The sequence below is a fragment of the Chryseobacterium sp. PCH239 genome, from assembly GCF_018924625.1.
Taxonomy (GTDB): domain Bacteria; phylum Bacteroidota; class Bacteroidia; order Flavobacteriales; family Weeksellaceae; genus Chryseobacterium; species Chryseobacterium cucumeris.
Genome location: NZ_CP073027.1, coordinates 2,716,188 through 2,740,281 on the forward strand (window position 1 = coordinate 2,716,188; position 24,094 = coordinate 2,740,281).

At 36.6% G+C, this 24,094-nt stretch carries 23 protein-coding genes; 10 read left to right on the forward strand and 13 right to left on the reverse strand.

The genetic code is table 11. The features are described from left to right. Positions 1–2 precede the first annotated feature (2 nt). The 5 genes from glpK (at position 3) to KBP46_RS12680 (ending at position 4,862) form a co-directional block, all read left to right on the forward strand. Positions 3–1,499, forward strand: a complete 1,497-nt coding sequence (gene glpK, locus KBP46_RS12660; protein ID WP_216443394.1) for a glycerol kinase GlpK — start codon at positions 3–5, stop codon at positions 1,497–1,499. After that, positions 1,499–2,254 carry an MIP/aquaporin family protein gene (locus KBP46_RS12665; protein ID WP_301285856.1) on the forward strand — a complete coding sequence of 252 codons (756 nt, stop codon included), beginning with the start codon at positions 1,499–1,501 and terminating at the stop codon, positions 2,252–2,254. The genes glpK and KBP46_RS12665 overlap by 1 nt, the downstream gene beginning before the upstream one ends. A 5-nt stretch (positions 2,255–2,259) precedes the next feature. Next, positions 2,260–3,072 carry a hypothetical protein gene (locus tag KBP46_RS12670; RefSeq protein WP_216443396.1) on the forward strand — a complete coding sequence of 271 codons (813 nt, stop codon included), beginning with the start codon at positions 2,260–2,262 and terminating at the stop codon, positions 3,070–3,072. A gap of 162 nt (positions 3,073–3,234) precedes the next feature. Beyond that, positions 3,235–3,657, forward strand: a complete 423-nt coding sequence (locus KBP46_RS12675; protein WP_216443397.1) for a hypothetical protein — start codon at positions 3,235–3,237, stop codon at positions 3,655–3,657. Positions 3,658–3,884: 227 nt separating this feature from the next. Beyond that, entirely contained in the window at positions 3,885–4,862 is a 978-nt protein-coding gene (locus KBP46_RS12680) for a hypothetical protein (RefSeq protein ID WP_216443398.1), read from the forward strand. 2,361 nt (positions 4,863–7,223) lie between these two features. Here the strand turns inward: KBP46_RS12680 and KBP46_RS24125 are convergent. The 11 genes from KBP46_RS24125 to KBP46_RS12735 form a co-directional block, all read right to left on the reverse strand. Further along, on the reverse strand, positions 7,224–7,376 hold the full coding sequence (locus tag KBP46_RS24125; protein WP_082798777.1) for a hypothetical protein: 153 nt from the start codon (positions 7,374–7,376) through the stop codon (positions 7,224–7,226). Between the two features lie 342 nt (positions 7,377–7,718). Beyond that, positions 7,719–9,926 carry a zinc-dependent metalloprotease gene (locus tag KBP46_RS12690; RefSeq protein ID WP_216443399.1) on the reverse strand — a complete coding sequence of 736 codons (2,208 nt, stop codon included), beginning with the start codon at positions 9,924–9,926 and terminating at the stop codon, positions 7,719–7,721. Between the two features lie 141 nt (positions 9,927–10,067). Further along, positions 10,068–10,565, reverse strand: coding sequence for a low affinity iron permease family protein (locus tag KBP46_RS12695; RefSeq protein ID WP_062673805.1), 498 nt, complete (start codon positions 10,563–10,565; stop codon positions 10,068–10,070). 142 nt (positions 10,566–10,707) lie between these two features. Continuing rightward, positions 10,708–10,995 carry a hypothetical protein gene (locus tag KBP46_RS12700; protein ID WP_216443400.1) on the reverse strand — a complete coding sequence of 96 codons (288 nt, stop codon included), beginning with the start codon at positions 10,993–10,995 and terminating at the stop codon, positions 10,708–10,710. Positions 10,996–11,005: 10 nt separating this feature from the next. Further along, positions 11,006–13,177: a TonB-dependent siderophore receptor gene (locus KBP46_RS12705; RefSeq protein WP_216443401.1), complete on the reverse strand. Its 2,172-nt coding sequence runs from the start codon at positions 13,175–13,177 to the stop codon at positions 11,006–11,008. Between the two features lie 324 nt (positions 13,178–13,501). Beyond that, on the reverse strand, positions 13,502–13,807 hold the full coding sequence (gene rpsJ / locus KBP46_RS12710) for a 30S ribosomal protein S10 (RefSeq protein WP_002661363.1): 306 nt from the start codon (positions 13,805–13,807) through the stop codon (positions 13,502–13,504). 16 nt (positions 13,808–13,823) lie between these two features. Next, positions 13,824–15,941, reverse strand: coding sequence for an elongation factor G (gene fusA, locus KBP46_RS12715; RefSeq protein WP_062673585.1), 2,118 nt, complete (start codon positions 15,939–15,941; stop codon positions 13,824–13,826). A gap of 6 nt (positions 15,942–15,947) precedes the next feature. Beyond that, positions 15,948–16,424 carry a 30S ribosomal protein S7 gene (gene rpsG, locus KBP46_RS12720; RefSeq protein ID WP_062673583.1) on the reverse strand — a complete coding sequence of 159 codons (477 nt, stop codon included), beginning with the start codon at positions 16,422–16,424 and terminating at the stop codon, positions 15,948–15,950. A gap of 23 nt (positions 16,425–16,447) precedes the next feature. Next, positions 16,448–16,861: a 30S ribosomal protein S12 gene (rpsL, locus tag KBP46_RS12725; protein WP_002983146.1), complete on the reverse strand. Its 414-nt coding sequence runs from the start codon at positions 16,859–16,861 to the stop codon at positions 16,448–16,450. A gap of 318 nt (positions 16,862–17,179) precedes the next feature. Then, on the reverse strand, positions 17,180–18,082 hold the full coding sequence (locus KBP46_RS12730) for a hypothetical protein (RefSeq protein ID WP_216443402.1): 903 nt from the start codon (positions 18,080–18,082) through the stop codon (positions 17,180–17,182). Continuing rightward, the gene (locus KBP46_RS12735) at positions 18,079–18,309 is read right to left on the reverse strand and encodes a hypothetical protein (protein ID WP_216443403.1); all 231 of its coding nucleotides are present in this window, start codon (positions 18,307–18,309) and stop codon (positions 18,079–18,081) included. The genes KBP46_RS12730 and KBP46_RS12735 overlap by 4 nt, the downstream gene beginning before the upstream one ends. A gap of 233 nt (positions 18,310–18,542) precedes the next feature. On the opposite strand from KBP46_RS12735, the gene KBP46_RS12740 reads away from it, so the two are divergent. The 3 genes from KBP46_RS12740 to KBP46_RS12750 all read left to right on the forward strand — a co-directional run bounded on the left by KBP46_RS12740 (position 18,543) and on the right by KBP46_RS12750 (position 20,891). Continuing rightward, positions 18,543–19,019, forward strand: coding sequence for a Dps family protein (locus KBP46_RS12740; RefSeq protein ID WP_216443404.1), 477 nt, complete (start codon positions 18,543–18,545; stop codon positions 19,017–19,019). A gap of 96 nt (positions 19,020–19,115) precedes the next feature. Beyond that, entirely contained in the window at positions 19,116–20,294 is a 1,179-nt protein-coding gene (gene pncB, locus KBP46_RS12745) for a nicotinate phosphoribosyltransferase (protein WP_216443405.1), read from the forward strand. 126 nt (positions 20,295–20,420) lie between these two features. After that, entirely contained in the window at positions 20,421–20,891 is a 471-nt protein-coding gene (locus KBP46_RS12750; RefSeq protein WP_120232582.1) for a YciI family protein, read from the forward strand. Between the two features lie 33 nt (positions 20,892–20,924). On the opposite strand, the gene KBP46_RS12755 is transcribed toward KBP46_RS12750, so the two are convergent. Beyond that, on the reverse strand, positions 20,925–21,092 hold the full coding sequence (locus KBP46_RS12755; protein WP_157885768.1) for a hypothetical protein: 168 nt from the start codon (positions 21,090–21,092) through the stop codon (positions 20,925–20,927). A gap of 190 nt (positions 21,093–21,282) precedes the next feature. After that, on the reverse strand, positions 21,283–22,683 hold the full coding sequence (locus KBP46_RS12760) for an MAC/perforin domain-containing protein (RefSeq protein WP_216443406.1): 1,401 nt from the start codon (positions 22,681–22,683) through the stop codon (positions 21,283–21,285). 318 nt (positions 22,684–23,001) lie between these two features. Here KBP46_RS12760 and KBP46_RS12765 point away from each other — a divergent pair, with 318 nt between their 5' ends. Both KBP46_RS12765 and KBP46_RS12770 read left to right on the forward strand, forming a co-directional pair. Next, complete coding sequence (locus KBP46_RS12765; RefSeq protein ID WP_062673570.1) at positions 23,002–23,256, forward strand: hypothetical protein; 255 nt, start codon at positions 23,002–23,004, stop codon at positions 23,254–23,256. A gap of 72 nt (positions 23,257–23,328) precedes the next feature. Continuing rightward, the gene (locus KBP46_RS12770) at positions 23,329–24,084 is read left to right on the forward strand and encodes a DUF5995 family protein (protein ID WP_216443407.1); all 756 of its coding nucleotides are present in this window, start codon (positions 23,329–23,331) and stop codon (positions 24,082–24,084) included. Positions 24,085–24,094: the final 10 nt, after the last annotated feature.

The window sequence follows — 24,094 nt, forward strand, 5'->3', positions numbered from 1 at the left end:
ACATGAATGAAAAACTAATTCTCGCTCTAGACCAGGGAACAACTTCCTCCAGAGCGATTCTCTTCAATCACAGTGGAGAAATAGAATATGTATCTCAAAAAGATTTCAGACAAATATTTCCTACTCCGGGTTGGGTAGAACACGATCCAAACGAAATCTGGTCTTCACAGATCTCTGTAGCAGCTGAAGTTATTGCAAAAGCCGGAATCTCCGGATTGGAAGTTGCCGCTATCGGGATTACCAACCAACGTGAAACTACCATTGTCTGGGATAAGGAAACCGGCGAACCTATCTACAATGCTATTGTATGGCAGGACCGAAGAACTTCAAAATACTGCGACGAACTGAAAGATCAGGGACATGCAGAAACCATCAAGGAAAAAACAGGATTGGTTCTGGACGCTTACTTTTCAGCGACCAAGCTGAAATGGATTCTTGATAATGTAGAAGGAGCAAGACAGAAAGCCGAAGAGGGAAAATTATGTTTCGGAACTGTTGATACATGGCTTGTATGGAAACTGACTCGTGGAAAAATGTTTATCACAGATGTTTCCAATGCGAGCAGAACAATGCTTCTTAATATTCATACTTTAGAATGGGATAATGATTTATTAGAATTATTTGACATTCCTAAAAACATTCTCCCTGAAGTCAAGCAAAGCAGTGAAATATATGGAGAAACAGCAACTACCCTTTTCTCTACCAAAATTCCAATCGCGGGTATTGCCGGCGATCAGCAGGCTGCCTTATTCGGACAGATGTGTACCACTCCGGGAATGGTAAAAAATACTTACGGAACAGGATGCTTCTTATTAATGAACACAGGAACGGAAGCTGTTTCTTCTAAGAACAATCTTCTCACTACTGTGGCGTGGAAGATCAATGGAGAAGTAAATTATGCACTGGAAGGAAGTGTATTCGTAGGAGGCGCTGCTATTCAATGGCTAAGAGATGGTCTTAAGCTTATACGTTCTTCTGAAGAAGTAAACAAACTGGCAGCTTCTGTACCAGATAATGGTGGTGTTTACTTCGTACCTGCACTGACAGGTCTTGGCGCGCCTTACTGGGATCAGTATGCCCGCGGAACCATTGTAGGAATTACCAGAGGAACTACCGATGCACACATTGCAAGAGCAACATTGGAGGGGATTGCATTTCAGGTATATGAAATTGTAAAAGCAATGGAAGCAGATTCAGGAAGAGCAAGTCTTGAATTAAGAGTAGACGGTGGTGCTTCTGCAAGTGATCTTCTGATGCAGATCCAGTCTGACTTATTTGGATTTAAAATAACAAGACCAAAGACATTGGAAACTACCGCTCTTGGAGCAGCCTACCTTGCAGGACTTGCAGTAGGATACTGGAAAAGTATTGACGAAATCCAGGAGCAATGGATTGTAGACAAAGACTTCCACCCTCAATTAAACAGAGAACAAGTGGATAAAATGACCCACTTCTGGAAGAAAGCGGTAAAAAGCGCTCAAAGCTGGATAGAAGATTAATTCACCCATCAAAAAAAAACTTATATGACCCATTTATTGCAGAAGTTATCGGAACGATGCTTCTTATATTGTTAGGCAACGGTGTTGTAGCCAATGTTGTCTTAAAAGATACGAAAGGAAATAATTCCGGATGGATTGTTATTACTACCGCATGGGCACTGGCCGTATTTGTGGGAGTAACCGTTGCAGGGCCAATAAGTGGGGCCCATCTGAATCCGGCTGTAACCATTGGTCTTGCGACAGCAGGAAAGTTTTCGTGGGACCTGGTTCCCTCTTATATTGCAGCCCAAATGATTGGAGGAATGCTGGGTGCATTTTTAGTGTGGCTGTTTCATAAAGATCATTTTGCCATTACAGAAGATGAAGGTGCAAAACTGGCATGTTTCAGTACAGGTCCGGCCATCAGAAAAACATCTTCCAATCTTATCAGTGAGATCATCGGAACGTTTGTACTGGTATTCTGTGTCTTCTACTTTGCAGATCCAAGTATTTCTTTACAGGCAGACCCAACCGCTAAAGTAGGTCTGGGTTCTATCGGAGCAATTCCTGTTACGTTTGTAGTCTGGGCAATAGGTTTATCACTCGGAGGAACTACAGGATATGCCATTAACCCGGCAAGAGATCTTGCACCAAGAATCATGCATGCCATTTTACCTGTAAAAGGAAGCAGTGACTGGAGCTATGCGTGGATCCCTGTAGTAGGTCCGGTTACCGGAGCTATTATCGCAGCAATATTATATGGATTTTTAAAATAAAACACATGATGAGAAAAATCTTAAAAGGGATCTTCTTTCTTGTTTTAGGAACAGGAAAGCTACTTTCACAGGAAAGTGCTGAAGCCAAGGAATCCAAAGAAGGAAGACTTGATTTTACAGCCAACATTCAGAATAATCATTTATGGAGAGGTCTTATCATTACTGATAAACCTGTTGTAATGGGAAATCTGTCGTATGCCCTGGATGCAGAGAAAAAATGGAAGGTAGGAATCTGGGGAGCATCTGCACTGGCGGATGACAAAGACAACACTCATTATAAAGAGATCAATTATTATATTCAATATTCTGACGGACGTTTTTATATCGGGCTATGGGATCTTTACAACTCCCGAAACATCAATACTGCGGTGGCTGCTGATGATATCTTCAGCTATTCACAAAGAAGAACTGCTCATATTATTGATTTAAGGACCAACTATACTTTCGGACCATCATTCCCAATCAATATTGAGACTGATATCATGCTGTATGGAGGTGCCAATGCAGGAGAAGTAATTCTGGAAGCTGATGGAAGTTACAAAAAGAACAGATATTCTACTTATGTACAGGCAAGTTATCCTGTTATTAAGGGACAGAAAGTCAATCTGGATGCATTTGTAGGAGCCGGGTTTGCCCTCAACGACAAAACCTTTTTATATGGCAATGGCAAAAACAGCTTTGACATTGTAAACGTAGGCCTAAAGGCCGGAAAGGTTGTTAAGATTACCGATCATTACAGTCTTCCTGTAACCATGATGGCGATGTGGAATCCATCGAATAAGTTTGCAAGGATTCAGCTTGCGGCAACCGTTTTTTAATCTTATTTTAACTCATTATAGAAAGCCACTCCCAAAAGAAGTGGCTTTATTGTTATAAAAAACTTTCAGTGAAAGAGATTTTGTACAACACATCTTTTAAACAACCGTGTTTTTACGGTGAATGTTTTTGCTTAAAAATCTTTACTTTTGAAAAAAATATCTATGAAAAAGTTTTTCAGTATAATGATTCTGTGCATCAGTATTTTTACGTGGGCACAGCAGACAGAGCTTCCTTTTATTGGATACAGAGCTTTTGATATCATGAAAGGATATAGTGGCACAGGTACTCCTCATTATTATCTGGATCTCAAAAATAATGGTGATGTACATTTTGGATACGTTCAGGTGAATCAGGCCAGCGGAGAAGAAACAACGGAAGAAATCAATGTTGGTAAATACGCACCCAATAAGGTAATGAAAGTGGTTTTTAAAAAATATGAGGAAACGTTTTTCGTAAAGTTTGATAAAGAAAAAATTTACCTTACGGATGAAAAAGGAAATGTTAAAAACCTTGAAGGCTGCTGCTCATCTTCTGACAGCATCAATAAAGAAACCTGTACCTGCGAAAGCGAATTTTTTAAGTAGTACAATAATATATAGAGAGAAGCCACTCCATCAGGGGTGGTTTTCTTGTTGTTGGGAGACCACCACGTAATTGTAAAAAGGTACTACTGTAATTTGCCGTGAGCAAAAACTTTATACATTTGTAACACCTCACCTTCACATCATTGGCTTTCATTTGTTCAATCACCGGGATTTTACGGTTTATATTCTGCCAAAATATCTTTAATTTTGAAGGGTGATTTGCACCAATGAAACATTTAAAAATTTTATTTCTATTTCTTCTTTTCCTTATTGTATCATGCAGCAGGAAAGAGAATCATCCTTACACATTTTATTACTGGAAAACCAGACTGAATCTTGACAATACAGAAAAGAAAGCATTAGATAAAGCAACAGTTCCTTATTTGTACACCAGATTCTTTGATGTAGATAAGGTGAATGGGAAATTTCAACCTGTTGCAGTAATCACCAAAGCCCCAAGTTTTCAGACAAACAAACAGATTGTTCCTACGGTTTTCATTACCAACCAGACATTGCTGGGCATTTCTGCAGATGAGATCAGATTTCTGGCAGAAAGCATTTATCTTTTAATTCAGAAGAAAGCAGAAGAATATCAACTGAAAACCAACAATGAAATTCAAATTGACTGTGACTGGACCGCCGGTACACGAAATGATTATTTTAAATTTCTGAAAGAACTCAAAAGAATTTCCGGAAAAGAAATAACCTGTACGCTTCGCCTTCATCAGGTGAAAGATAAAAAGCAGACCGGAATTCCTCCTGTGGAAAAAGTATACCTGATGTGCTACTCTACTTCATCACCTCTGGAAAAGTCTGATAAGAATTCTATCCTGGATGTGAATATTCTGAAAAGCTATCTTTCAAAGATGGAAAACTATCCTATCAAAAAGATTGAGGTGGCACTTCCCATTTATTCATGGGGGATTGTTACCAATCACTTAGGAAAACACAGACTTATTAATGCCTTATCGAAAAGAGATCTGGAAAACGCCAATTTCAAAAAGATTTCAGATCACGAAGTTGAAGTCATGAAAGACGGATTCTACTTCGGAAGTTATTTAAATAAAGGTTTCAAAATAAAGGTAGAAGAAATCTCCGAAGAACAGCTTAACGATGTCATTGTATTTTTACAGAAAAAAATCCCGCATTTTAATATTATTTATTATCAATTAGATAGTAAATTTGTTTCAGACCGGAAATTTTAATCTCTTAGAGATAGAGGCATACTTGCCAGAACACTGCCATCATACAATATTAAAACTAAAAAAACACTACACACCCTATGAAAAAGTATATTCTTTCACTTGCGGTCGTATCACTTTTCTATACACAATCTGACGCCTGTGCGTGGTCAGATCCTGATTATGATTACTTCAACCTTTTTACGCAAACCATCATCAAAGACAAGGCTTATCTTCCCTTCCTGCACAATTATTCAAGCAGATTTTATGGAGGATATAACTCAGCATTGATTCCTGATGACAATGTGGAAACCTGGAAGAAGTTTTTCAACAATCAGCTGAGCTATTCTGAAACTCAGAATCTGGTGTATAAGATGAGTATGAACGACCTGAATGCTTTAAAGAACGGAAATCCAACCAACCCTCTTTTACAAAAACTAGGCACCGGATTTTACCAGAAATATAAGGAAGGTATTGATTATTTGATTGAAGCCAAATATCTTGAGCCTTATATGAGCATCAATTATATAGAAAGTGAAAACTCATTCTATTACGACAGGGATGCCAACAGAAAAAATGCTACTGCTCTTGATTACCATAAAACAATTGCAGCCTTAACCTCTCTGTACAATGCAGCAAGAAATCCGGAAATCAAACAGCGTTACGGATATCAGCTGGTACGTCTGAATCATTATACAAGAAATTACTATTCTGCAGTACAGGCTTTCAAAACGTATGTAGAGCCTATCAAATTAAAAGGAACGGTGTACTTCATGTCTCTGGACCAATTGGCAGGAGCACAAAGAGGACTGGAAATGAACAGTGATGCCAACTGGAACTTCTTCCAGGTATTCATGAACAGCAAAGACCGTAAGGAATCTGCATTTGTTTCGATGAAGCTTTCCGACACGGCCTCTTTCAGCAATATCATGAAAAGAGCCAACACGAATGAAGAAAAGAATATGGCTTACTTCCTTTTAGGCTATGAAGACTTCAACAATCCTATTCCGATGATGGAAAAGATGTATGAAATCAATCCAGATTCCGAGATTCTGAAGGTAATGGCTGCCAGAAGTATCAACGAGCTTGAAAGAAGCTATCTGCCTACCTATTACTACACTTCAGATGCTCAGAAAGCAGCAGAAAAAGAGAATTCAACGGATAACACCTCAAAAAGTACATCTGCAGATTCAACCAAAACTGAGGTGAAAGAAGAAAAGCTTTCTTTCTGGCAGAAAATTGTAAGGTTCTTCAAAAATCTTTTCGGTGGTTCCAAATCTGATAAAAAAGGTGACAATGCCAAGGCAGACCAAAGTGATGATGAGCTGTTCAGCAATCCGGACAGAATTCCATTCTATAACAGAACAGGGTATTATTACGATGAAAAAACACAGGACTTCCTTAACGACCTGGAAAAATTCACAAACAAAACAAAAGAAAAGTCTAAGGATGAATACTGGCAGATTGCAGATGCTTATCTTAAGTTTTTAAAGAAAGACTATAAAGAAAGTTCTGAAATTCTTAATGGCATCAAAACGGCCAATCCGGAATATCTGGAGGAAATCAAAAGGATGAAAGTTCTGAATGACATCGTTTCCCAGCCGAAAATTGATGCAGACTATGAAGACCATCTGATGAAAGATTATGCAGAATACTTTGTAGAGAAAAAGGTAGAGAAAGATACAGCCACTACAGATAATTTCGATTATTATGGTGAAGTACCTTCTACAGCAGATTTCCTTAAAGATGTCATTGCGAACCGTTATTTTCTCCAGGGAGAGGATGGAAAGTCATTCCTGATGAACAATAAACTTTCAGATCTGCAGTACAATCCGAATTCCAGTTTGGTAAAAAGCGTGGAAGAGTTTTACAGAAAGCCTGATAAAACCCAATTTGAGCAGCAGATTATTGCCAAAAATATGGACAGCGTAGGTAATATTGATGCCTTCTTTAATACCATTTATGGAGACAGAGCCATGAGACTTGCCGATTTTGAAAAAGCAAAAGCGTATTATGAAAAAGCAAAAAGTTTTGCGGGTATTCCAAGACAAAATTATGAATGGACAGAAAAGAATGGGCAAACCATCACTCCAAAACAATATGCTCCTTCAGAATATAATGGATTTAAAAATATTTCAAATCTCGTATTCGGACATAATGTGTGGGAAAGTTTCGGAAGTGCTGACACTGAAAGTATGAAAGCAGAAAACTATACTGATTTCCCTTTCATCAAAACAAGAATGGACAAACTTGAGCTGGCAGATGCATTGATTCAATTGAAAAAGATCGGAAACGGTACGGGTGAAAAAGCGGCAAAAGCCAATCAGCTTATCGGAAACTTATTGTACAATACTTCTATTTTAGGATATTATCGTCAATTATTTGTTATGGATATCGACAACAGCAACGGAGGTAAATATGATTTCTGGAATACAGACAGAAAGAATCCTTACAAGTATTACTACAAAAACTTCCTTGATACTTCTTATATTGAACCTGATAATTTTGACCTGTCAATAAACTATTATCAAAAAGCACTTAAGCTTTCCAGTAATAAAGAGGAAAAAGCAAGAATCTTATTCCAGATGGCAAGTGCTGAACAGGGCAAGTATTACCAGTATGAAGCGAAAGCACCAAAAGACTTTGATTATTCTGATCCAAAATGGTCTGAAAAAGAAGATGCCAGACAAAAGGAAATGGACAACCTTAAAAACCAAAAATACAGAACCTATTTTGCTCAGTTGAAAGCTCAGTATTCTGATACTGAAACGACGAAGAACTTAATGGGAAGCTGTAGTTATTTCAACTATTTTATGAGATAGTATAAACCATAAAAAAACCTCTGAGTGATCAGAGGTTTTTATTTGATTGTTAACCGGATTATTTTTTTACAAACTTAGTGGTACTCTTTTCTTCTTTATTGGTAATAGTAATAAAGTAGATTCCTTTCACAAGAGTTCTTACATTAATTTTGCCTTCTCCTATTGTTCCTTTTGCAATCAACTGGCCTGGAGCATTAAAAATTTCATAAGAAGCACTGGAAGAGACATTCATCACATTCAATACATCTTCTACAGGGTTTGGATAGATTTTAACAGATTTCACATTTTCTCCTTCAGAAACTGCCAGTAGACTGGACACGGTAGCCTGCTTCACGGCATAGAAAACATTTCCGATTGCTGAAACTCTCAAGTGAATTGTTTTTCCGGCTAAAGATGCAGGGATGAAAACGTTTGCCGATCCGCTATTCGGAACTGATGCAGCAAGGACATTCCAGGATGCTCCCGCATCTTCTGTATAATCAATTTTTACATTAGCTACATTATATGGAGCAGCTGTTGTTCCGGAAACAGTCCATGCAATTGCAGAGTTCACATTAGGTGTCAATGATGTTGTGTTTACAGTAAATGCCGCTGCAGAACCTACTACAACAGTTTGTGTAGCATAAGCAGTCTGAGCCTGTCCTCCTGGTTTGTTATCTCTTACTGTCACGCGGAAGTTAGTCGTTCTTGCTACCGTACTTGCAGCTTCAAAATCTGTTGTATTTTTTACAGCTCCTCCCAATACGGTTGCCAGCTTAGGGAAATATCTGGTAGGACTTGTGGTAGGCGCCCAGGATCTAAAGTTTGCTCCTGAACTTGTATTTCCGATATTGGTTTTAGTTACCCCTCCGGAAAGGCTACTTGAATTCACCTGTTCCCAGCAATAAGTCAGAGCATCACCATCTGGATCAGTTGCCGAAGCAGTCAGCACGAATGCTGTAGATTTCGGAATGGTATACGTCGTATTCATGGCCGTTACAACCGGCGGATTATTGGTGATTGGTGTTTCCACATCAACGGTTACCGCAGCAAGATTAGCCTGTACCTGATCAATACTTACACTATGAAAATAGGCATCTGAATGTGACTGAACAGACATACTTCCCCAAAGCCCCGCATATCCCATAATAGAACTTCCTGTACCTGGTTCTACATAAGTATTAGAACCCGTTCCTTCATCTCTGCTGAAAGTATGGTTATCTCCAAGCTGATGTCCCATCTCGTGTGCTACATAATCTATATCAAAGTTATCACCCTGTGGTATACTATTCGCAGGGGAAGTAAAACCGCTTCCTTTGTAGTTATTTGGAGAAGGTAAATTATCACAATCAGGATTAATAGTTGTAGATGTATCATTATTTCCTATACAGCCTATACAGCCTGCATTTCCTCCTCCTCCAGAAGCTCCGAACAAGTGACCTATATCAAAATTAGCATCTGTAACCCCATAAGCTCCTCCATGCAATGTATTCATCAGCTCATAATTCCATTTACACATCTGACTGGAATCACTGTAAGGATCGGTAGCTGCGTTAGTAAATATCAGGTTAGGAACATCAATTGCATTGACATGAAGATTAAATTCTTTTTCAAATACACCGTTTACTCTAGATAAAGTAGCATTGATCTGTGTCAGTGCGCCAGCAACACCGCCAAAATAGGCAGTATACTCACCTGTAACAGACATGGCTAATCTTAAGGTATGGAAGGTTTTATTATTTGATTTTGCTGCTGCTCCAGAATTCTTAAGCTTTTCAAGATTAGCCACAGCTTCTTTATCTTCTTTGGTAGAGCAGGCAAATGCATGTCCGCTTTTATTAGTCTTTCCATGTACGGAATAATAAGACTTATCAGATGTTGCAGGTTCTATAAATTCATATTGACCCTCAGCACCAATAATCATAGACTGAAAATCATGGGGAGCAACACTGAATCTAATATATTTAGTAGGATCATCAACGCCAATTCCAACATAGGATCCCAGCTGGTATTTGTTAGCCAAAGTTTCATCCATTACCGGAAAACTATTGACTGTAAATTTCTCAATTTTGCCTTCAAGAGTTGGAATATTAATAGTGATGGGAGAACCTTCACCTATTTTAGGAGCTCTTAGCAGCTGTGTTCTTATCTGGTCAATATCAAGCTTGTAATAAACAGAATGATCACTTTTTTTTATTATTTTCTGCTGAGGCAATCCTCTGCTCCATTGGGCATTCGCGGATATTGCTAACAGGAATATCGGCAAACAAAATAATTTTACTTTCATATGTTTTTTCAATAAAAGTAAATATTTATTAAAACAAACACTAAAAACAAGATTAAAAATTAAAAACAACCACTGAAATCCATAATAACACCAATAAGAGAATTAAAAAAACCATAATATTCAAAAATATTTAGAAAATTTTTAATTCTGTTTTTTATGTCCCTGTTTCTGTATCCATTCTTCATGTTTTCTTTTAAAGAACTCATATTTGTAATCATGGTTCCTCTGTGCTGCATCAATGGAATGAGACGTATGGATATCCGCATCTTTTTTGGCCAGCTCACCCAGTTTTTCATAGTAAACATGGAGCTGATCCAGCTCTGCTTCTGTAAGATCTTCAATATCCACAATGCGATTGCTTGCTTTTTCGTGAGCCGCAATAAGCTCATTGAGTTTAATCTGTATGGCTTTGGAGTCTTTGTTCTGAGCTTTCTGAATGAGGAATACCATCAGAAAAGTAATGATTGTAGTTCCGGTGTTGATTACCAGCTGCCAGGTTTCAGAATAATTAAAAAAAGGTCCTGTTACTGCCCATATTACTACAATAATAAAGGCTCCTATAAAAGCATATGGACTTCCTGTAAATTTTACAGCCCAATTTGAAAATTTCTCAAAAAAGCTATGGTTCATTTTTTCCATGGTGATCATTTTATAGATTGATTAAATGTATAAAATTAACAGGAATCAGGAATCAGGAATCATAAATACAAACAAAAACATTAAGACAATAGTACTGTCTTAATGTTTTCTAATTAAAATTGATATGAATGTTTGAAATATATTATTTGATTTTTCCTGAAAAACGGTTTTCAAGGTTTTGTTTTTCTTCCGCTATCATACTCTTTCCGATTTGAGCAGATGAAAATGATTTTGGATAAAATGTATTATTCCAATGATCCTTCCAGGGAGAAATATTACCCCATGAATATATACTTCTGGGATTTGTGTAATGTCTTTCTATATTTTCTCTTGCTGTTTTCAGTTCCTCTTCAGACAGATGCTCTTCGGAACATGAGCTTAAACCGGCAACGGCAATTAATAATAAGAATACTGTTCTGCTAATTTTCATAATTTTTGTGTTAGAATTTATAGTTTACCTGTACAGCAAAGTTTCTTGGCTGGATCTGATCAATATATCCGCCTCTGAAATAAGAGTTATATCCTACGGAATCAAAAATATTATTGAAGAATCCTCTTAATCCTAATCCATTTTTGAAGGAATATCCTATTTGGGCATCTACCGTAGTATACTGCGGCATGAAAAAAGGTTTTTCTCCAGGCTGGGTTCCGTTCACATGACCGTTTTCTGTATTGGTATATTTCTGTTTATAATCATCTACCGGTCTTTCTCCAACAAAATAAATTCCGGCTCCTACGTCAAGACCTGTAAGAATCCCCTTATCGAATTTATAATTCAACCATGCATTAGCAGAATGTTTAGGAGTATTAATAGGTGCTGAACCGTTCACAAATGAAGGACTGTCTTTATACTGTGCATCTACATAGGCCCATCCGGTCATTACCTGTAGGTTGGGAAGAATTTTACCTATCAACTCCACTTCTACACCTTGTCTTTTTAGGTTACCTGCAAGTGCATATTTCCCTGTAGGGTTTCCACCATCAAGAAGTTCATATGATAAATTATCCGTATTGATATCAAAAACGGTTACATTAAATCTCAATCTTTCATTCAGCCAGTCGGACTTAATTCCAGCCTCCCATTGTTTTGTAGTGGAAGCTCCAACAGTTCCACCGGTAAACAATACGTTATTGGAACTTCTCAACGCTGTAGTACTTGTATAGGAACCAAAGATGTTCATATTTTCAATCGGAGAAATCATAATTCCCAATGAAGGGTTCCATGCGTAGTCTTTTTCTTTATCCGAACCGATGAGTCTGCTATAACGAACTCCTAAATGAGCCTTTATATATTTGTTGAACGTAATAACATCCTGTGCCATTAATCCCATAGTAGGAGCTACCGTATTGATTGCATTAGCTGTTGATAAGTCTATATTAACTCCGGCAGGCAGGATATTGTTGATTTCATTCAGAACGTTGATCTGGTCAACATCTTTTGCTTTATATGAAGTTGTAGTAACGTTAGATTCTTTCCAGTCAAAACCTACCTGGAAAGTATGTTTCATGAACCCTGTCATTACATCAGTACCAATAAAATCAAATTGGAATACCTTATTTAAATCTTCCCTGTCAGATCTTGTTAATGTTCTGTTACGGAATTCTGTCGGATTATCTCTCTTTAGAGGTGCCAGTGCTGCACCTACAATTTCGGTCTGATAGGATGAGCTCATATAAGCCGCTCTTACCTTCAATTTTTCAGTCAGTTTTCGTGTAACAGTTGTTGAAAAGTTGAATGTTTCAGTCTTTGCTTTATCTGTAGAAAAACCAAGGAATTTTCTACCTGGCATTCTGTATATTGCTTCTGTATCTCCTTTAGCAAGGTTTACAGTTCCTCTATCTGGTGTTGTATTGTTATGCATATAATCCATTTCCACTACAATCTCCGTTTTATCATCCGGACGAATGGCAATAGATGGATTTACATAAATACGTTCTGTATTAATAAATCTTCTGAAGCTGTTATTATTTTGGTAAGCAGCATTTAGTCTCACTGCAACTTTCCCCTGAGAATCTAGTACTCTCTGAAAATCGACTGTTGGTCTATAGAAATCCCAGCTTCCATATCTGAAACCTACATTAGTCTGGTTGATAAATTTGGGTACTTTAGTTACCACATTTATCACTCCACCTGCAGAGCCTAAACCATCTCCTATTCCCTGTGTAACAGCAGCAGAACCTTTAATTATCTGAATACTTTCTATTCCCTGCATATCGGTAAGCATTCCTGCAGTACGAAAATCGGAATCCATTTGTACTCCATTTTTTAAAACGGGTACTCCTCTGTATCCTCTGATAGACATACTTTCTCTGGTCCCTCCATAGCTGCCGAACTGAGTTACTCCCGGAACATTCTTTGCTACATCAGTAACCGTCAGCCCTCCAAGGTCTTCAATTACTTTATGCGAGATTACGGAAATACTCTGAATCTGGTCTCTGGTTTTTAAAGGCAATCTTGTGATTGCTTCCAAACCTTGCGGTTGCTTTTTTCTTTCACCGAATAATTCTACTTCATCAATTTCTTTCGACTTTTTGATAGAATCGTTAACTTTCTGTGCATTTACAAAAACCCCACCCAATACAAGCAGAGAAAAGGATACTACTTTATTCATCTGATAATTTTTTGCAAAATTATTATTTTTATTAATTCTAAATAAATAAAGCAATGTGACATATGTCACCATGAAAAGCCCAGCCAATATCAGATTATTAACCTAGTTCACAGACTCTTTAAGATCCCCGAATGGATTATCTGTATTATTAAGACAAAACCCATGAAGATCTTTTATCATTATAGAAAGTACAATGCAAAAAAAAAAGCCGATTTGATAAATACAAACTGGCTCTTCTATTAATTGAGTTTTAAAAATCATAGTTAAAAAAAATCCGTCCCTGAAAAGGAACGGATTGTATAATCATTGCAAAGTATGCATTTATCACACTTTAATTTCAACGTCTACACCTGAAGGAAGTTCTAATTTCATTAGAGCATCAACAGTCTTAGAAGAAGAAGAGTAGATATCCATTAGTCTCTTGTGAGCTGATAATTGGAACTGCTCTCTTGCTTTCTTGTTTACGTGCGGAGATCTCAACACTGTGAAGATTCTCTTATTCGTTGGTAATGGAATAGGACCGTTTACAACAGCACCAGTAGCCTTTACCGTTTTTACGATTTTCTCAGCAGACTTGTCTACCAAGTTGTAATCGTAAGATTTTAGTTTTATTCTGATTCTTTGTGACATTTCTTTAATTTAAAAATTAACCTTTTGCTTTAGCTATGATTTCTTCAGCAACGTTTTGTGGAGTTGGTGCGTATTTCTCTAATTCCATAGAAGAAGTAGCTCTTCCTGATGAAAGTGTTCTTAGAGTTGTTACATATCCAAACATTTCAGAAAGTGGAACAGAACCTTTGATTACAACAGCTCCGTTTTTCTCTTCCTGGCCACTGATAGTACCTCTTCTCTTGTTAAGGTCACCAATGATGTTACCCATATATTCTTCCGGAGTTACAACTTCCAGTTTCATAATAGGCTCCATAATTACTGGTTTAGCAGCTTTACCAGCTTCTTTAAATCCTAGCTTAGCAGCCATTTCGAAAGAAAGAGCGTCAGAATCCACTGCGTGGAAAGATCCATCTTTAAGAGTAACTTTAATACCTTCAACTTCGAAACCAGCCAATGGACCGTTCTTCATTGCAGCTTTAAATCCTTTTTCAATTGCAGGAACGAATTCTCTAGGAACGTTACCACCTTTGATCTCATTGATGAATTCTAAACCAACTTTACCTTCGTCTGCAGGTCCTAGTTCAAATACAATGTCAGCAAATTTACCTTTACCTCCAGATTGCTTTTTGTAAACTTCTCTGTGGCTGGCAACTTTTGTTAAGTTTTCTTTGTACTCTACCTGAGGTTGTCCCTGGTTTACTTCAACCTTGAACTCTCTCTTCATACGGTCTACAATGATATCTAAGTGAAGCTCACCCATACCAGAGATGATCGTTTGTCCAGAAGCTTCGTCAGTTCTTACAGTAAACGTTGGATCTTCTTCAGCCAATTTAGCTAGAGCGTTACCCATTTTATCCTGGTCAGCTTTAGTTTTAGGCTCAACAGCGATACCGATTACCGGATCAGGGAAAACCATCGATTCAAGAACGATTGGGTTTTTCTCATCACACATCGTATCACCAGTTTTGATAGATTTGAATCCTACCGCTGCACCAATATCACCAGCTTCAATATATTCTACCGGGTTTTGTTTGTTAGCGTGCATCTGATAGATTCTTGAGATTCTTTCTTTATCTCCTGAACGAGAGTTCAAGATATAAGAACCAGCATCCAGTCTTCCAGAGTAAGCTCTGAAGAATGCTAATCTTCCCACGAACGGGTCAGTAGCAATCTTAAATGCTAAAGCTGCGAAAGGCTCATCTACAGATGGTTTTCTTGTAATTTCAGCGTCTGTTCTCGGATCAGTACCTTTGATATCATCTTTATCCAATGGAGAAGGCAAGTATTTACATACTGCATCCAACATAAACTGTACTCCTTTATTCTTGAATGAAGAACCACAAGTCATTGGGATAATAGATAAATCGATAGTAGCAGCTCTCAATGCAGCATTGATTTCTTCTTCTGTAATTGAATCCGGATCTTCGAAGAATTTCTCCATCAAAGTTTCGTCATATTCAGAAACAGCTTCTACTAGTTTCTCTCTATATTCAAGAACTTCATCTTTCATATCTTCAGGAATTGGCACTACTTCGAAAGTAGCTCCTTGTCCTGCTTCATCCCAGATGATCGCTCTGTTTTTAATTAAGTCAACAACTCCTTTGAAATCTTCTTCAGCACCGATTGGTAAAACGATTGGAACTGCGTTAGATCCTAACATTTCTTTAACCTGGTTTACCACGTTAAGGAAGTCAGCACCTTGTCTGTCCATTTTGTTTACGAATCCCATTCTTGCAACTTTGTAGTTGTCAGCAAGTCTCCAGTTTGTTTCAGACTGAGGCTCTACTCCATCTACTGCAGAGAATAAGAATACCAATCCATCCAATACTCTTAAAGATCTGTTTACCTCTACTGTGAAGTCAACGTGTCCCGGTGTATCAATGATGTTGAAGTGGTAAGGTTTAGTTTCTGGTAAAGCTTTTCCTTGATCTGTTGGAAAGTTCCAAGAACAAGTGGTAGCTGCAGAAGTAATAGTAATACCTCTTTCTGCTTCCTGCTCCATCCAGTCCATTGTAGAAGCACCATCGTGAACCTCTCCAATTTTGTGGTTTACCCCTGTATAGAATAGAATCCTTTCTGTAGTGGTAGTCTTACCTGCATCAATGTGAGCAGCGATACCAATATTTCTTGTAAATTTAAGATCTCTTCCCATTTCAGATTAGAATTTGAAGTGTGAGAAAGCCTTGTTAGCTTCCGCCATTTTGTGAGTATCAGATTTCTTTTTGAAAGCAGCACCTTCTTCTCTTGAAGCAGCTACAACTTCGTTAGCTAATTTCAAAGCCATAGACTTATCATTTCTAGCTTTAGAATACTTGATTAACCATTTCATTGCCATAGAAATCTTTCTATCAGCTCTGATTGGCATAGGGATCTGGAAGTTAGCTCCACCTACTCTTCTAGAACGTACTTCTACGTGAGGCATTACATTTGTAAGTGCATCTTTCCAGATTTCAAGTGCAGTTTTTTCGTTATCTCCTTTTTTAGTTTCTACGATATCTAATGCATCATAGAAAATTTTGAATGCGATTGACTTCTTACCGTCAAGCATTAAGTTGTTTACGAATCTCGTTACCAATTGATCATTAAATTTCGGATCTGGTAACAACGGTCTTTTTTTCGCTTTTGTCTTTCTCATTGCTTTTGTACCTTATTTAATGATTATTTTTTCTTTCCTTTTGCAGGAGCAGCAGCTGCTTGTCCTGGTTTAGGTCTCTTAGCTCCGTACTTAGATCTTCTCTGTGTTCTTCCATTTACACCAGCTGTGTCTAATGCACCTCTTACGATGTGGTAACGTACTCCCGGTAGGTCTTTCACCCTTCCGCCTCTAACCAATACTATCGAGTGCTCCTGAAGATTGTGTCCTTCGCCCGGGATATAGGCGTTAACTTCTTTACCGTTAGAAAGTCTTACCCTTGCAACTTTTCTAAGTGCAGAGTTTGGTTTCTTAGGTGTAGTTGTATATACTCTCGTACATACACCACGTCTTTGTGGACAAGAATCTAGGGCAGCCGATTTGCTCTTCTTGGCAAGCGTGGCTCTTCCTTTTCTTACTAATTGTTGAATAGTAGGCATTTAATTGCTTTTTATTTTAGGGTGCAAAAATAGTAATATTTTTTTAATCTACAAATACTTATATAAAAATTAAAATCAAATACTTACATCCGAAATGAAACACGTTTCATGAGTATCATTATAGAAGTACAATATACATGCGGAAAACAAGCAGGAAAAAATAGATTTTACAGTCTAAAAAATGAGTATTAAATAATTATGAAATCTATCGTTTCCTAGTTTTCAATATTTTTTTTTTAAAATAAATTCCGGAAATCGGATCCGATGTATTTAAAAATCTTCCTACACTTATGATGGTTGAACCCTTCAATTTTAATTCTATATAAGATAGTTTTGAATCCATTCAATCATGGTATCATGCTGAAGATGCAGGAGAACCAATAAATAAAAAACACCGGAAAAAATAAGATATGAAGATTTTATCGGGTTAGTATTGAATGATATACCTTCAGCATCATTTGTTTTTAACAGCGATGTAAAAACAACGAATAATAATGTGGAGTAAATATAATTCCATCTCATCCAGTCTATTCCAAGATAATATAAAGGAGCAACCCAAATAATGCAGATCATATTACAGAAAAGGTAATTATATAATGATTCTTTTTTAAACAGATAAATATAGAGACCCATTTGAAATATCATAACAAGGAGCTCAATAGCATGAACCAGAAACGATAATTTATACTGAATAACATAGTTAAAATCAAAATAATATTCCAGATCAAAAATATTCTCTTCCTGAAAAACCACTCCTCTGCTTTTCAGGATCGACAAACTTTCACCTTCGTTCACATTTCCACCCCAAAAGTATATAATACCAATACTGGTAAACGCTGCGGCTGTTATAGACAGGAAGTATTTAATATTAATTTTCTGCCATTTAGAATAATTAATCCATAATAAAAAGGGAAAGAAAAAAAATCCGGCCTCGTGTATGAAAAGAAAAATGATATAAAAAATCCATAATAGCGCATCATTAAGCTTAGATTTTTTTGAAAAAGAATACCACAGCATTATAAGAATCAATATGATTTCTCTTCTCCCGGCATTTCTCACAGTCAATGCAGGAAATAAAAGAATATAAGGTGAGGCCATGATGCTCATATAAAAAAGATCAACCTTATATTTTTTCAGGTATAAAAACGTCCCGTACAGAATTCCCGACAACCCCACGATCTGAAGAATAAAGATCTGAAATTGTAATTTCAATCCCGTCATATCCTGTATATAAAAAATACATCTCCCAAAAGACCTCTTCTTTTGAAACCGCCATCTGTATAATTGATCAGCCAGTCAGAAATTGTCCAGGCAGAAAATGGTTCTTCAGCTTTCAGATATAATGCGATAAAAACACCAATATAAATCAGTACAATTCCAATACTGAAATATTTCACCAGCGATCTTTCTTTATTTTCAGGGATATTAATAAGGGTATCAAAAAGCATAATAGTCTATAATTTCTGAGGTCTGTTTTAGATAAACACAATATTAATACTTCCAAACTATATTTAAAAACTTTCTTATAGTTATGATCTATTAATAATCAGTGGAGTTCGGCACGATATTTCGTAAATTTGGGATATACAAATGATAAACAAATCAGTCATCATAAAAAAGCTTCATACTCTACTGAACCGAAGTGGTGATTGTATCACATTTTAAAAATAAATATATACATATGAAAAACGCAAGTATTATCGGTCTTAAAGAAGCCGATTGTAAAAACATCTCAGAAAAATTAAATGTACTATTAGCTAACTATTCAGTATTCTACCAGAACACAAGAGGTTCTCACTGGAATATTAAAGGTGATCAGTTTTTCACCCTTCACCCAAAGTTTGAGGAATTATACAATAGCCTGGTCTTAAAGATTGATGAGATTGCAGAAAGAATCCTTACGTTAGGAGCTACACCTGCACATAACTATTCAGATTACTTAAAGGTAGCAACCATTAAGGAAAGCAAAGAAGTAACTGATGGTATCAAAAGTGTTGAGCAAATTCTAAGTTCATTCAAAGTGGTGATTGATCTGCAGAGAGAACTTTTAGATATCACAGATAAAGCAGGAGACGAAGGTACAAATTCGCAGATGAGCGACTATATCACCGAGCAGGAGAAAGAAGTTTGGATGTACAATTCTTATCTTGGAAAATAACTCCATCCATAAGCATGGAAATATTTCAAAAAAATCGCCTTACATTTAGGCGATTTTATTTTTTATTTTTATATTTGCGTTAAAATTACACATATTATGAGCGACGTCAGATTAAACTCTATCCTTGATAATGATTTCTATAAAATAACCATGCAGAATGCTGTGGTAAAGCTATTCCCGAGTTCTATCGTAAAATACGAATTTATCAACAGGGGAAAACACCACTTTCCGGAAGGGTTTGACGCTGCTTTAAGAGAAGCTGTCAATAAAATGGCTGAACTTAAACTTACAAAAGATGAAAAAAAGTTCATGGCAAGAACATGTCCTTATATAGATTTGCCCTATCTTGATTTTTTAGAAGGTTATCACTATGATCCTTCTGAAGTAAAAATCCATCAGGAAGGAGGTGATCTTTCTGTCATTGTTGAAGGGCTTTGGTACAGAACGATTCTTTGGGAAGTTCCACTGCTGGCATTGATCAGTGAACTGCATTATGAAATGAACCACATGGAAAGAGATTCCAACGAGGTGGTAATGAGCAAAACAATCGAAAAGGCTGACTCCTTGGGCAGACTTGGAGTAACATTTGCAGAATTTGGAACGAGAAGAAGACACTCTTATAAGGTACAAAATCTGGTGATGGAAGCTTTAACCCAGAAAAAAGAGTCTACTTTTATCGGAAGTTCAAACGTACATTTTGCGATGAAATACGGTGTAAAACCTATCGGAACGCATGCTCATGAATGGTTTATGTTCCACGCAGCTGAATATGGATTCAAGATGGCCAATGAATTGGCGCTGGAACACTGGGTAGATGTTTACAGGGGAGATCTTGGAGTAGCTTTATCTGATACTTATACCACAGATGTATTTTTCCAGCAGTTCGACAAAAAATTTGCAAAGCTTTTCGATGGCGTTCGCCATGACAGTGGAGATGCTCTGGAATTTGCAGATAAAACCATTGCCCACTATCAAAGAAATGGGATCAATCCTATGTTTAAATATATTATTTTTTCAGATGCATTAAATCTTGAAAAAGTAGAGGAAATTACCAATTATTGCAGAGGAAAAATTGGTATCTCATTCGGAATCGGCACCAACCTTACCAATGATGTGGGATTGAAACCCATGAATATTGTAATGAAACTTATTGGTGTACAGGCTCCTAATAAAGAATGGATTCCTACAGTAAAACTTTCCGATGAGCATGGTAAATATACCGGAGATCCAAAGATGATCGAACTGGCGAAAGAATTTTTAAGAATAAAAAATTAGTAACTCATCAGAACAATTAGATATAAGCCTCGAAATCATCGAGGTTTTTTTGTTTCATAGTGACATTTGAAATTCAGTTTTCGGAAATCTGTGAGGATTTATTATATTTATCAAAATAAAAACAAGATGAAATCAAGAATACTACTACTTGCAGGTCTCTTTCTTTCAGCATTTTCTTTTGCTCAGGAAAAGAAAGCAGAAAAATCTAAATATAATCAGGAATTGGCCACTTCTTTAGGAGCTGACAAATATGGGATGAAACCTTATACGATTGTTATGCTGACAACAGGTACTACTAAAATTGAAGACAAAGCTAAAATGGGTGAACTTATGAAAGGGCATATGTCTAATATCGGTAAACTTGCCAATGAAGGCAAAATTGTTGTTGCCGGACCTTTTCTTGAAAAGAATAAGGAAAACTACCGCGGTATGTTTATTTTCAACACCAAATCTACGGAAGAAGCCGAGCAGTGGGTAAAAACAGATCCTGCAGTTCAGGCTGGTGTATTCAGCTATGAAATTTTCCCTTGGTATGGTTCTGCAGCGCTGCCTTTGTATCTTAAACATCATGATGAAATTGCAAAAGAAAATCCTTAATAAATAAGAAATCCCTCAGTTGAGGGATTTTTTTTAATCGAAACAGATAAATGGTTTTCTTGGTGGATAACAGCAATAAGGGTTGCTGCAGAATGTGTACCCTGCCGGACATCCCCCATCTACAGGTGCTTCACAGGCTAATGCTGCACCTCCTAAAACAGTCTTTAACTCTTTTCTGTTTAAGCTTTTTAAATTTTTCATGATTAATTTAGTTTAATTTGATTTCCTACTCTTGAAGATTTTCGGATTCCTCTTTATTATTTCTCTTTACCTGGAAATAAATATACAATTTATTTTTTAATCCTACATTCAAATAATTATCCGCAAACATTTGAGAAATAAAAAGAGACTGTCTGGTGTGACAGTCTCTTTTTACAGTTATAATTTTAAATTAAAAAATATCGCTACCTATTGTATAACCACTAGTACCATTTATTTTTTTAACTGCATTGTTATTAAATCTATATTTATTATAAATACCAATATTTGGAATATATCTTAAAGTATTACCTTCTCTCATATAAATCTTATTGGTATAATTATCCTGTTTGAGATCATTATCAGGTGTTAAATCTGCTCCACGTTCCACTGTAGATAAATTGCTTGGGCTCATAGTAGCGATTTCACCACTGGTAATATTAAATAATCCATAAAGCGTCATAGGGCTTTGGATATATCTCAGTTTGTTTTCAAACATAAAAAAGATCTGGTTGGTCGCAGGATTTCTAACAAAATTACCATTGACAAGGTTTGCCGTATTGGTATAATCTAATTTCACCTGATTATCGATTAAATACTGATCGATGTAAGCTTTCAATTGAGCTTTCTTTACTGGATCTTTAATAAATTCATAAAGAGGGATCAAACCATTGCTTCCAAATTCTACCAATACCGCATTCGTTGGTGTTGAACTGTTCTGCCAGCTGGAAATATTAATTTTAGGATTCGCCTGATCAAGGTTTAACTCTCCTACCAAACTCTTAGACGGATCTCCTCCTCTTGTTTTAAAGGATAGTTTTCTGGAAAAGTTTTTATTGGATTCTGAAGTATCTACGTCATTATCAACATTGGCATCAAAAATACTTTTTACACCCACTTTAACCCCTACTCTGGCAGCCTTTTCACGGCTTTGATTCGTGGTTTCGGATTGAAACATTACATCTAGCTTAGCACCGGTATAAATATCTACCGCAACATGGGTTCCATAATCGTTTACAATCTGCGCAGGGCTGTTGTTCTGCAGATCACTGGAAAACTCCGGAGTCAAATAATCTGATAGTAAAACAGGGGTAGCATTAAATCTGAATCTTCTTTGTTTAATTAAAAGGTTATAGCTTCCATAAATATATTTAGCATCAAATTTATTGGTCGTCGTGTTACTCACAGAAGAACTAAAAGTAACCGAAATGAGCTTTTTAAATAAAGAGAATCCTGCTGTTGCTCCTACTTTCGTAGATACCATTTTTGAATACGCTTCTGCATTTTCACCATATTCTTCAAGATATTCCTGAGAAAAGACATTATCCGTAATCAATCTTCCGGCCTGTTCGTTTTTGAACTTTTCAAGATCAATTACCTGATATCCTGAGGAGTTCGAATTTGCATATTCTCCTGTTGCGTTATAACCATATCCTAAGATATCATAAGCGCCATCACCAGCAAATTTAGCAAAATTTCTCCCTGAACTTTTTTTTGAGTTTTCATTTTGGTTAGAATTTTCAAATTCTTCAGTAGAGCAAGATGTTAAAAACAGCAAAACAATACTGGTAAAAAAGAAACTTAGTTTTTTCATATTTTTATTTTAAGTGCACAAACTTAATTCTTTGCATTCAAAAGCAGAATGATATAAATCATGAATAAGGGAATTAATAAACAATTAACAATAGAAAACAACAATAATTTATATCTCTTGATATAGAAATAAGTAAATCATTTAAAACACAATCTGTTTTATTTCAAATGATTACCTATGAAATAAAATGAAAAATTCAAAACATATTACTTTTATCAATGAATTAATTTAATTATTTTAGCTAATCAGCAACTCAACTCACTCTATTAATGTTGAGCGGGTTACAACAAACCAATACCATAATTAAAAATTAAACTCATGAAAAAATTAAGCATCACAAAACTTTCGAGAACAGAACTGAAAGATGTATTTGGAGGAACCCTGTATCCGGCAGAATGTCCGGGCGGATGCCATGGTGAAGGCATGATCAGATGTCCTGACGGCACTACCACTATGACCAATTTTATATGCATGGGAGGAACCTGCCAACCGGCTGCCATGTGCAAGCCACTGATTCTTGAACCTTTTCCAGATCCGATTATCATCACCGATCCGGTTATCATCACCCCATAATCTGAATGAACAATATATAAAGTGAGCTTTCCGGCTCACTTTTTTAGTATCTTTAAATAACAAAAAACTATCATGAAAACCATTGAGGAAGTTCTGAAAAAACTGGATGAAATTATTATCTGGTGTAAAGAAAACAAGAGTCCGGCAGGATATTTTGCCTGTACCTACAGAATCATGACTGCACAGGTTCTGAAAGGAATTCAGCAGAAAAAATTTGAAGATAATCCCAGAATGACATTGCTTGATATTGCGTTTGCACAAAGATATCTTCAGGCGTGGGAAAGCTACAGTAAAAATGAAAGATGCACCAACTCATGGTACATCGCTTTTGAAGCTGCTAAAAACAGGAATCTTTTGATATTACAGCATATATTTCTTGGGATGAATGCACACATCAATCTGGATCTGGGTATTTCTGCAGCCACCATAATGCCTTACCGGAAAATAACCCCCTTGAAAAAGGATTTTGAGAACATTAATACTGTCATTGCTTCCATTAATCAGAACGTACAGGATTCTTTAAACAAAATATGTTATCCTGTGGATCTTGTGGACAAACTTTCTAATGGAAAAGATAATGCTGTCCTTGACTTTGCCATATCCAAAGCAAGAGATACTTCCTGGGCAACAGCAGTTATCGCTTCCAACACTCCAAATTTCCTAAGAGAATCTGTGATCGGTATTGTTGATTACGCAGCCGCTAAAGTTGCCACCCAAATTCTGAATCCGAAGATCCTCACTCCTGCTCTTTTAAAAGAATTAAAAAAATGTGAAAGCAGTGATGTGGTAAAAAATATTGAGATTTTAGAATCTACAAAAAACTCCTAATAAAAAGGCC

What these genes read in the sequence shown, in the direction of transcription:
- glpK (WP_216443394.1), top strand. Translation starts at nt 3, where the DNA reads ATGAATGAAAAACTAATTCTCGCTCTAGACCAGGGAACAACTTCCTCC.
- KBP46_RS12670 (WP_216443396.1), top strand. Translation starts at nt 2,260, where the DNA reads ATGATGAGAAAAATCTTAAAAGGGATCTTCTTTCTTGTTTTAGGAACA.
- KBP46_RS12675 (WP_216443397.1), top strand. Translation starts at nt 3,235, where the DNA reads ATGAAAAAGTTTTTCAGTATAATGATTCTGTGCATCAGTATTTTTACG.
- KBP46_RS12680 (WP_216443398.1), top strand. Translation starts at nt 3,885, where the DNA reads ATGAAACATTTAAAAATTTTATTTCTATTTCTTCTTTTCCTTATTGTA.
- KBP46_RS12690 (WP_216443399.1), bottom strand. Translation starts at nt 9,926, where the DNA reads ATGAAAGTAAAATTATTTTGTTTGCCGATATTCCTGTTAGCAATATCC.
- KBP46_RS12695 (WP_062673805.1), bottom strand. Translation starts at nt 10,565, where the DNA reads ATGGAAAAAATGAACCATAGCTTTTTTGAGAAATTTTCAAATTGGGCT.
- KBP46_RS12700 (WP_216443400.1), bottom strand. Translation starts at nt 10,995, where the DNA reads ATGAAAATTAGCAGAACAGTATTCTTATTATTAATTGCCGTTGCCGGT.
- KBP46_RS12705 (WP_216443401.1), bottom strand. Translation starts at nt 13,177, where the DNA reads ATGAATAAAGTAGTATCCTTTTCTCTGCTTGTATTGGGTGGGGTTTTT.
- rpsJ (WP_002661363.1), bottom strand. Translation starts at nt 13,807, where the DNA reads ATGTCACAAAGAATCAGAATAAAACTAAAATCTTACGATTACAACTTG.
- fusA (WP_062673585.1), bottom strand. Translation starts at nt 15,941, where the DNA reads ATGGGAAGAGATCTTAAATTTACAAGAAATATTGGTATCGCTGCTCAC.
- rpsG (WP_062673583.1), bottom strand. Translation starts at nt 16,424, where the DNA reads ATGAGAAAGACAAAAGCGAAAAAAAGACCGTTGTTACCAGATCCGAAA.
- rpsL (WP_002983146.1), bottom strand. Translation starts at nt 16,861, where the DNA reads ATGCCTACTATTCAACAATTAGTAAGAAAAGGAAGAGCCACGCTTGCC.
- KBP46_RS12730 (WP_216443402.1), bottom strand. Translation starts at nt 18,082, where the DNA reads ATGACGGGATTGAAATTACAATTTCAGATCTTTATTCTTCAGATCGTG.
- KBP46_RS12735 (WP_216443403.1), bottom strand. Translation starts at nt 18,309, where the DNA reads ATGCTTTTTGATACCCTTATTAATATCCCTGAAAATAAAGAAAGATCG.
- KBP46_RS12740 (WP_216443404.1), top strand. Translation starts at nt 18,543, where the DNA reads ATGAAAAACGCAAGTATTATCGGTCTTAAAGAAGCCGATTGTAAAAAC.
- pncB (WP_216443405.1), top strand. Translation starts at nt 19,116, where the DNA reads ATGAGCGACGTCAGATTAAACTCTATCCTTGATAATGATTTCTATAAA.
- KBP46_RS12750 (WP_120232582.1), top strand. Translation starts at nt 20,421, where the DNA reads ATGAAATCAAGAATACTACTACTTGCAGGTCTCTTTCTTTCAGCATTT.
- KBP46_RS12755 (WP_157885768.1), bottom strand. Translation starts at nt 21,092, where the DNA reads ATGAAAAATTTAAAAAGCTTAAACAGAAAAGAGTTAAAGACTGTTTTA.
- KBP46_RS12760 (WP_216443406.1), bottom strand. Translation starts at nt 22,683, where the DNA reads ATGAAAAAACTAAGTTTCTTTTTTACCAGTATTGTTTTGCTGTTTTTA.
- KBP46_RS12765 (WP_062673570.1), top strand. Translation starts at nt 23,002, where the DNA reads ATGAAAAAATTAAGCATCACAAAACTTTCGAGAACAGAACTGAAAGAT.
- KBP46_RS12770 (WP_216443407.1), top strand. Translation starts at nt 23,329, where the DNA reads ATGAAAACCATTGAGGAAGTTCTGAAAAAACTGGATGAAATTATTATC.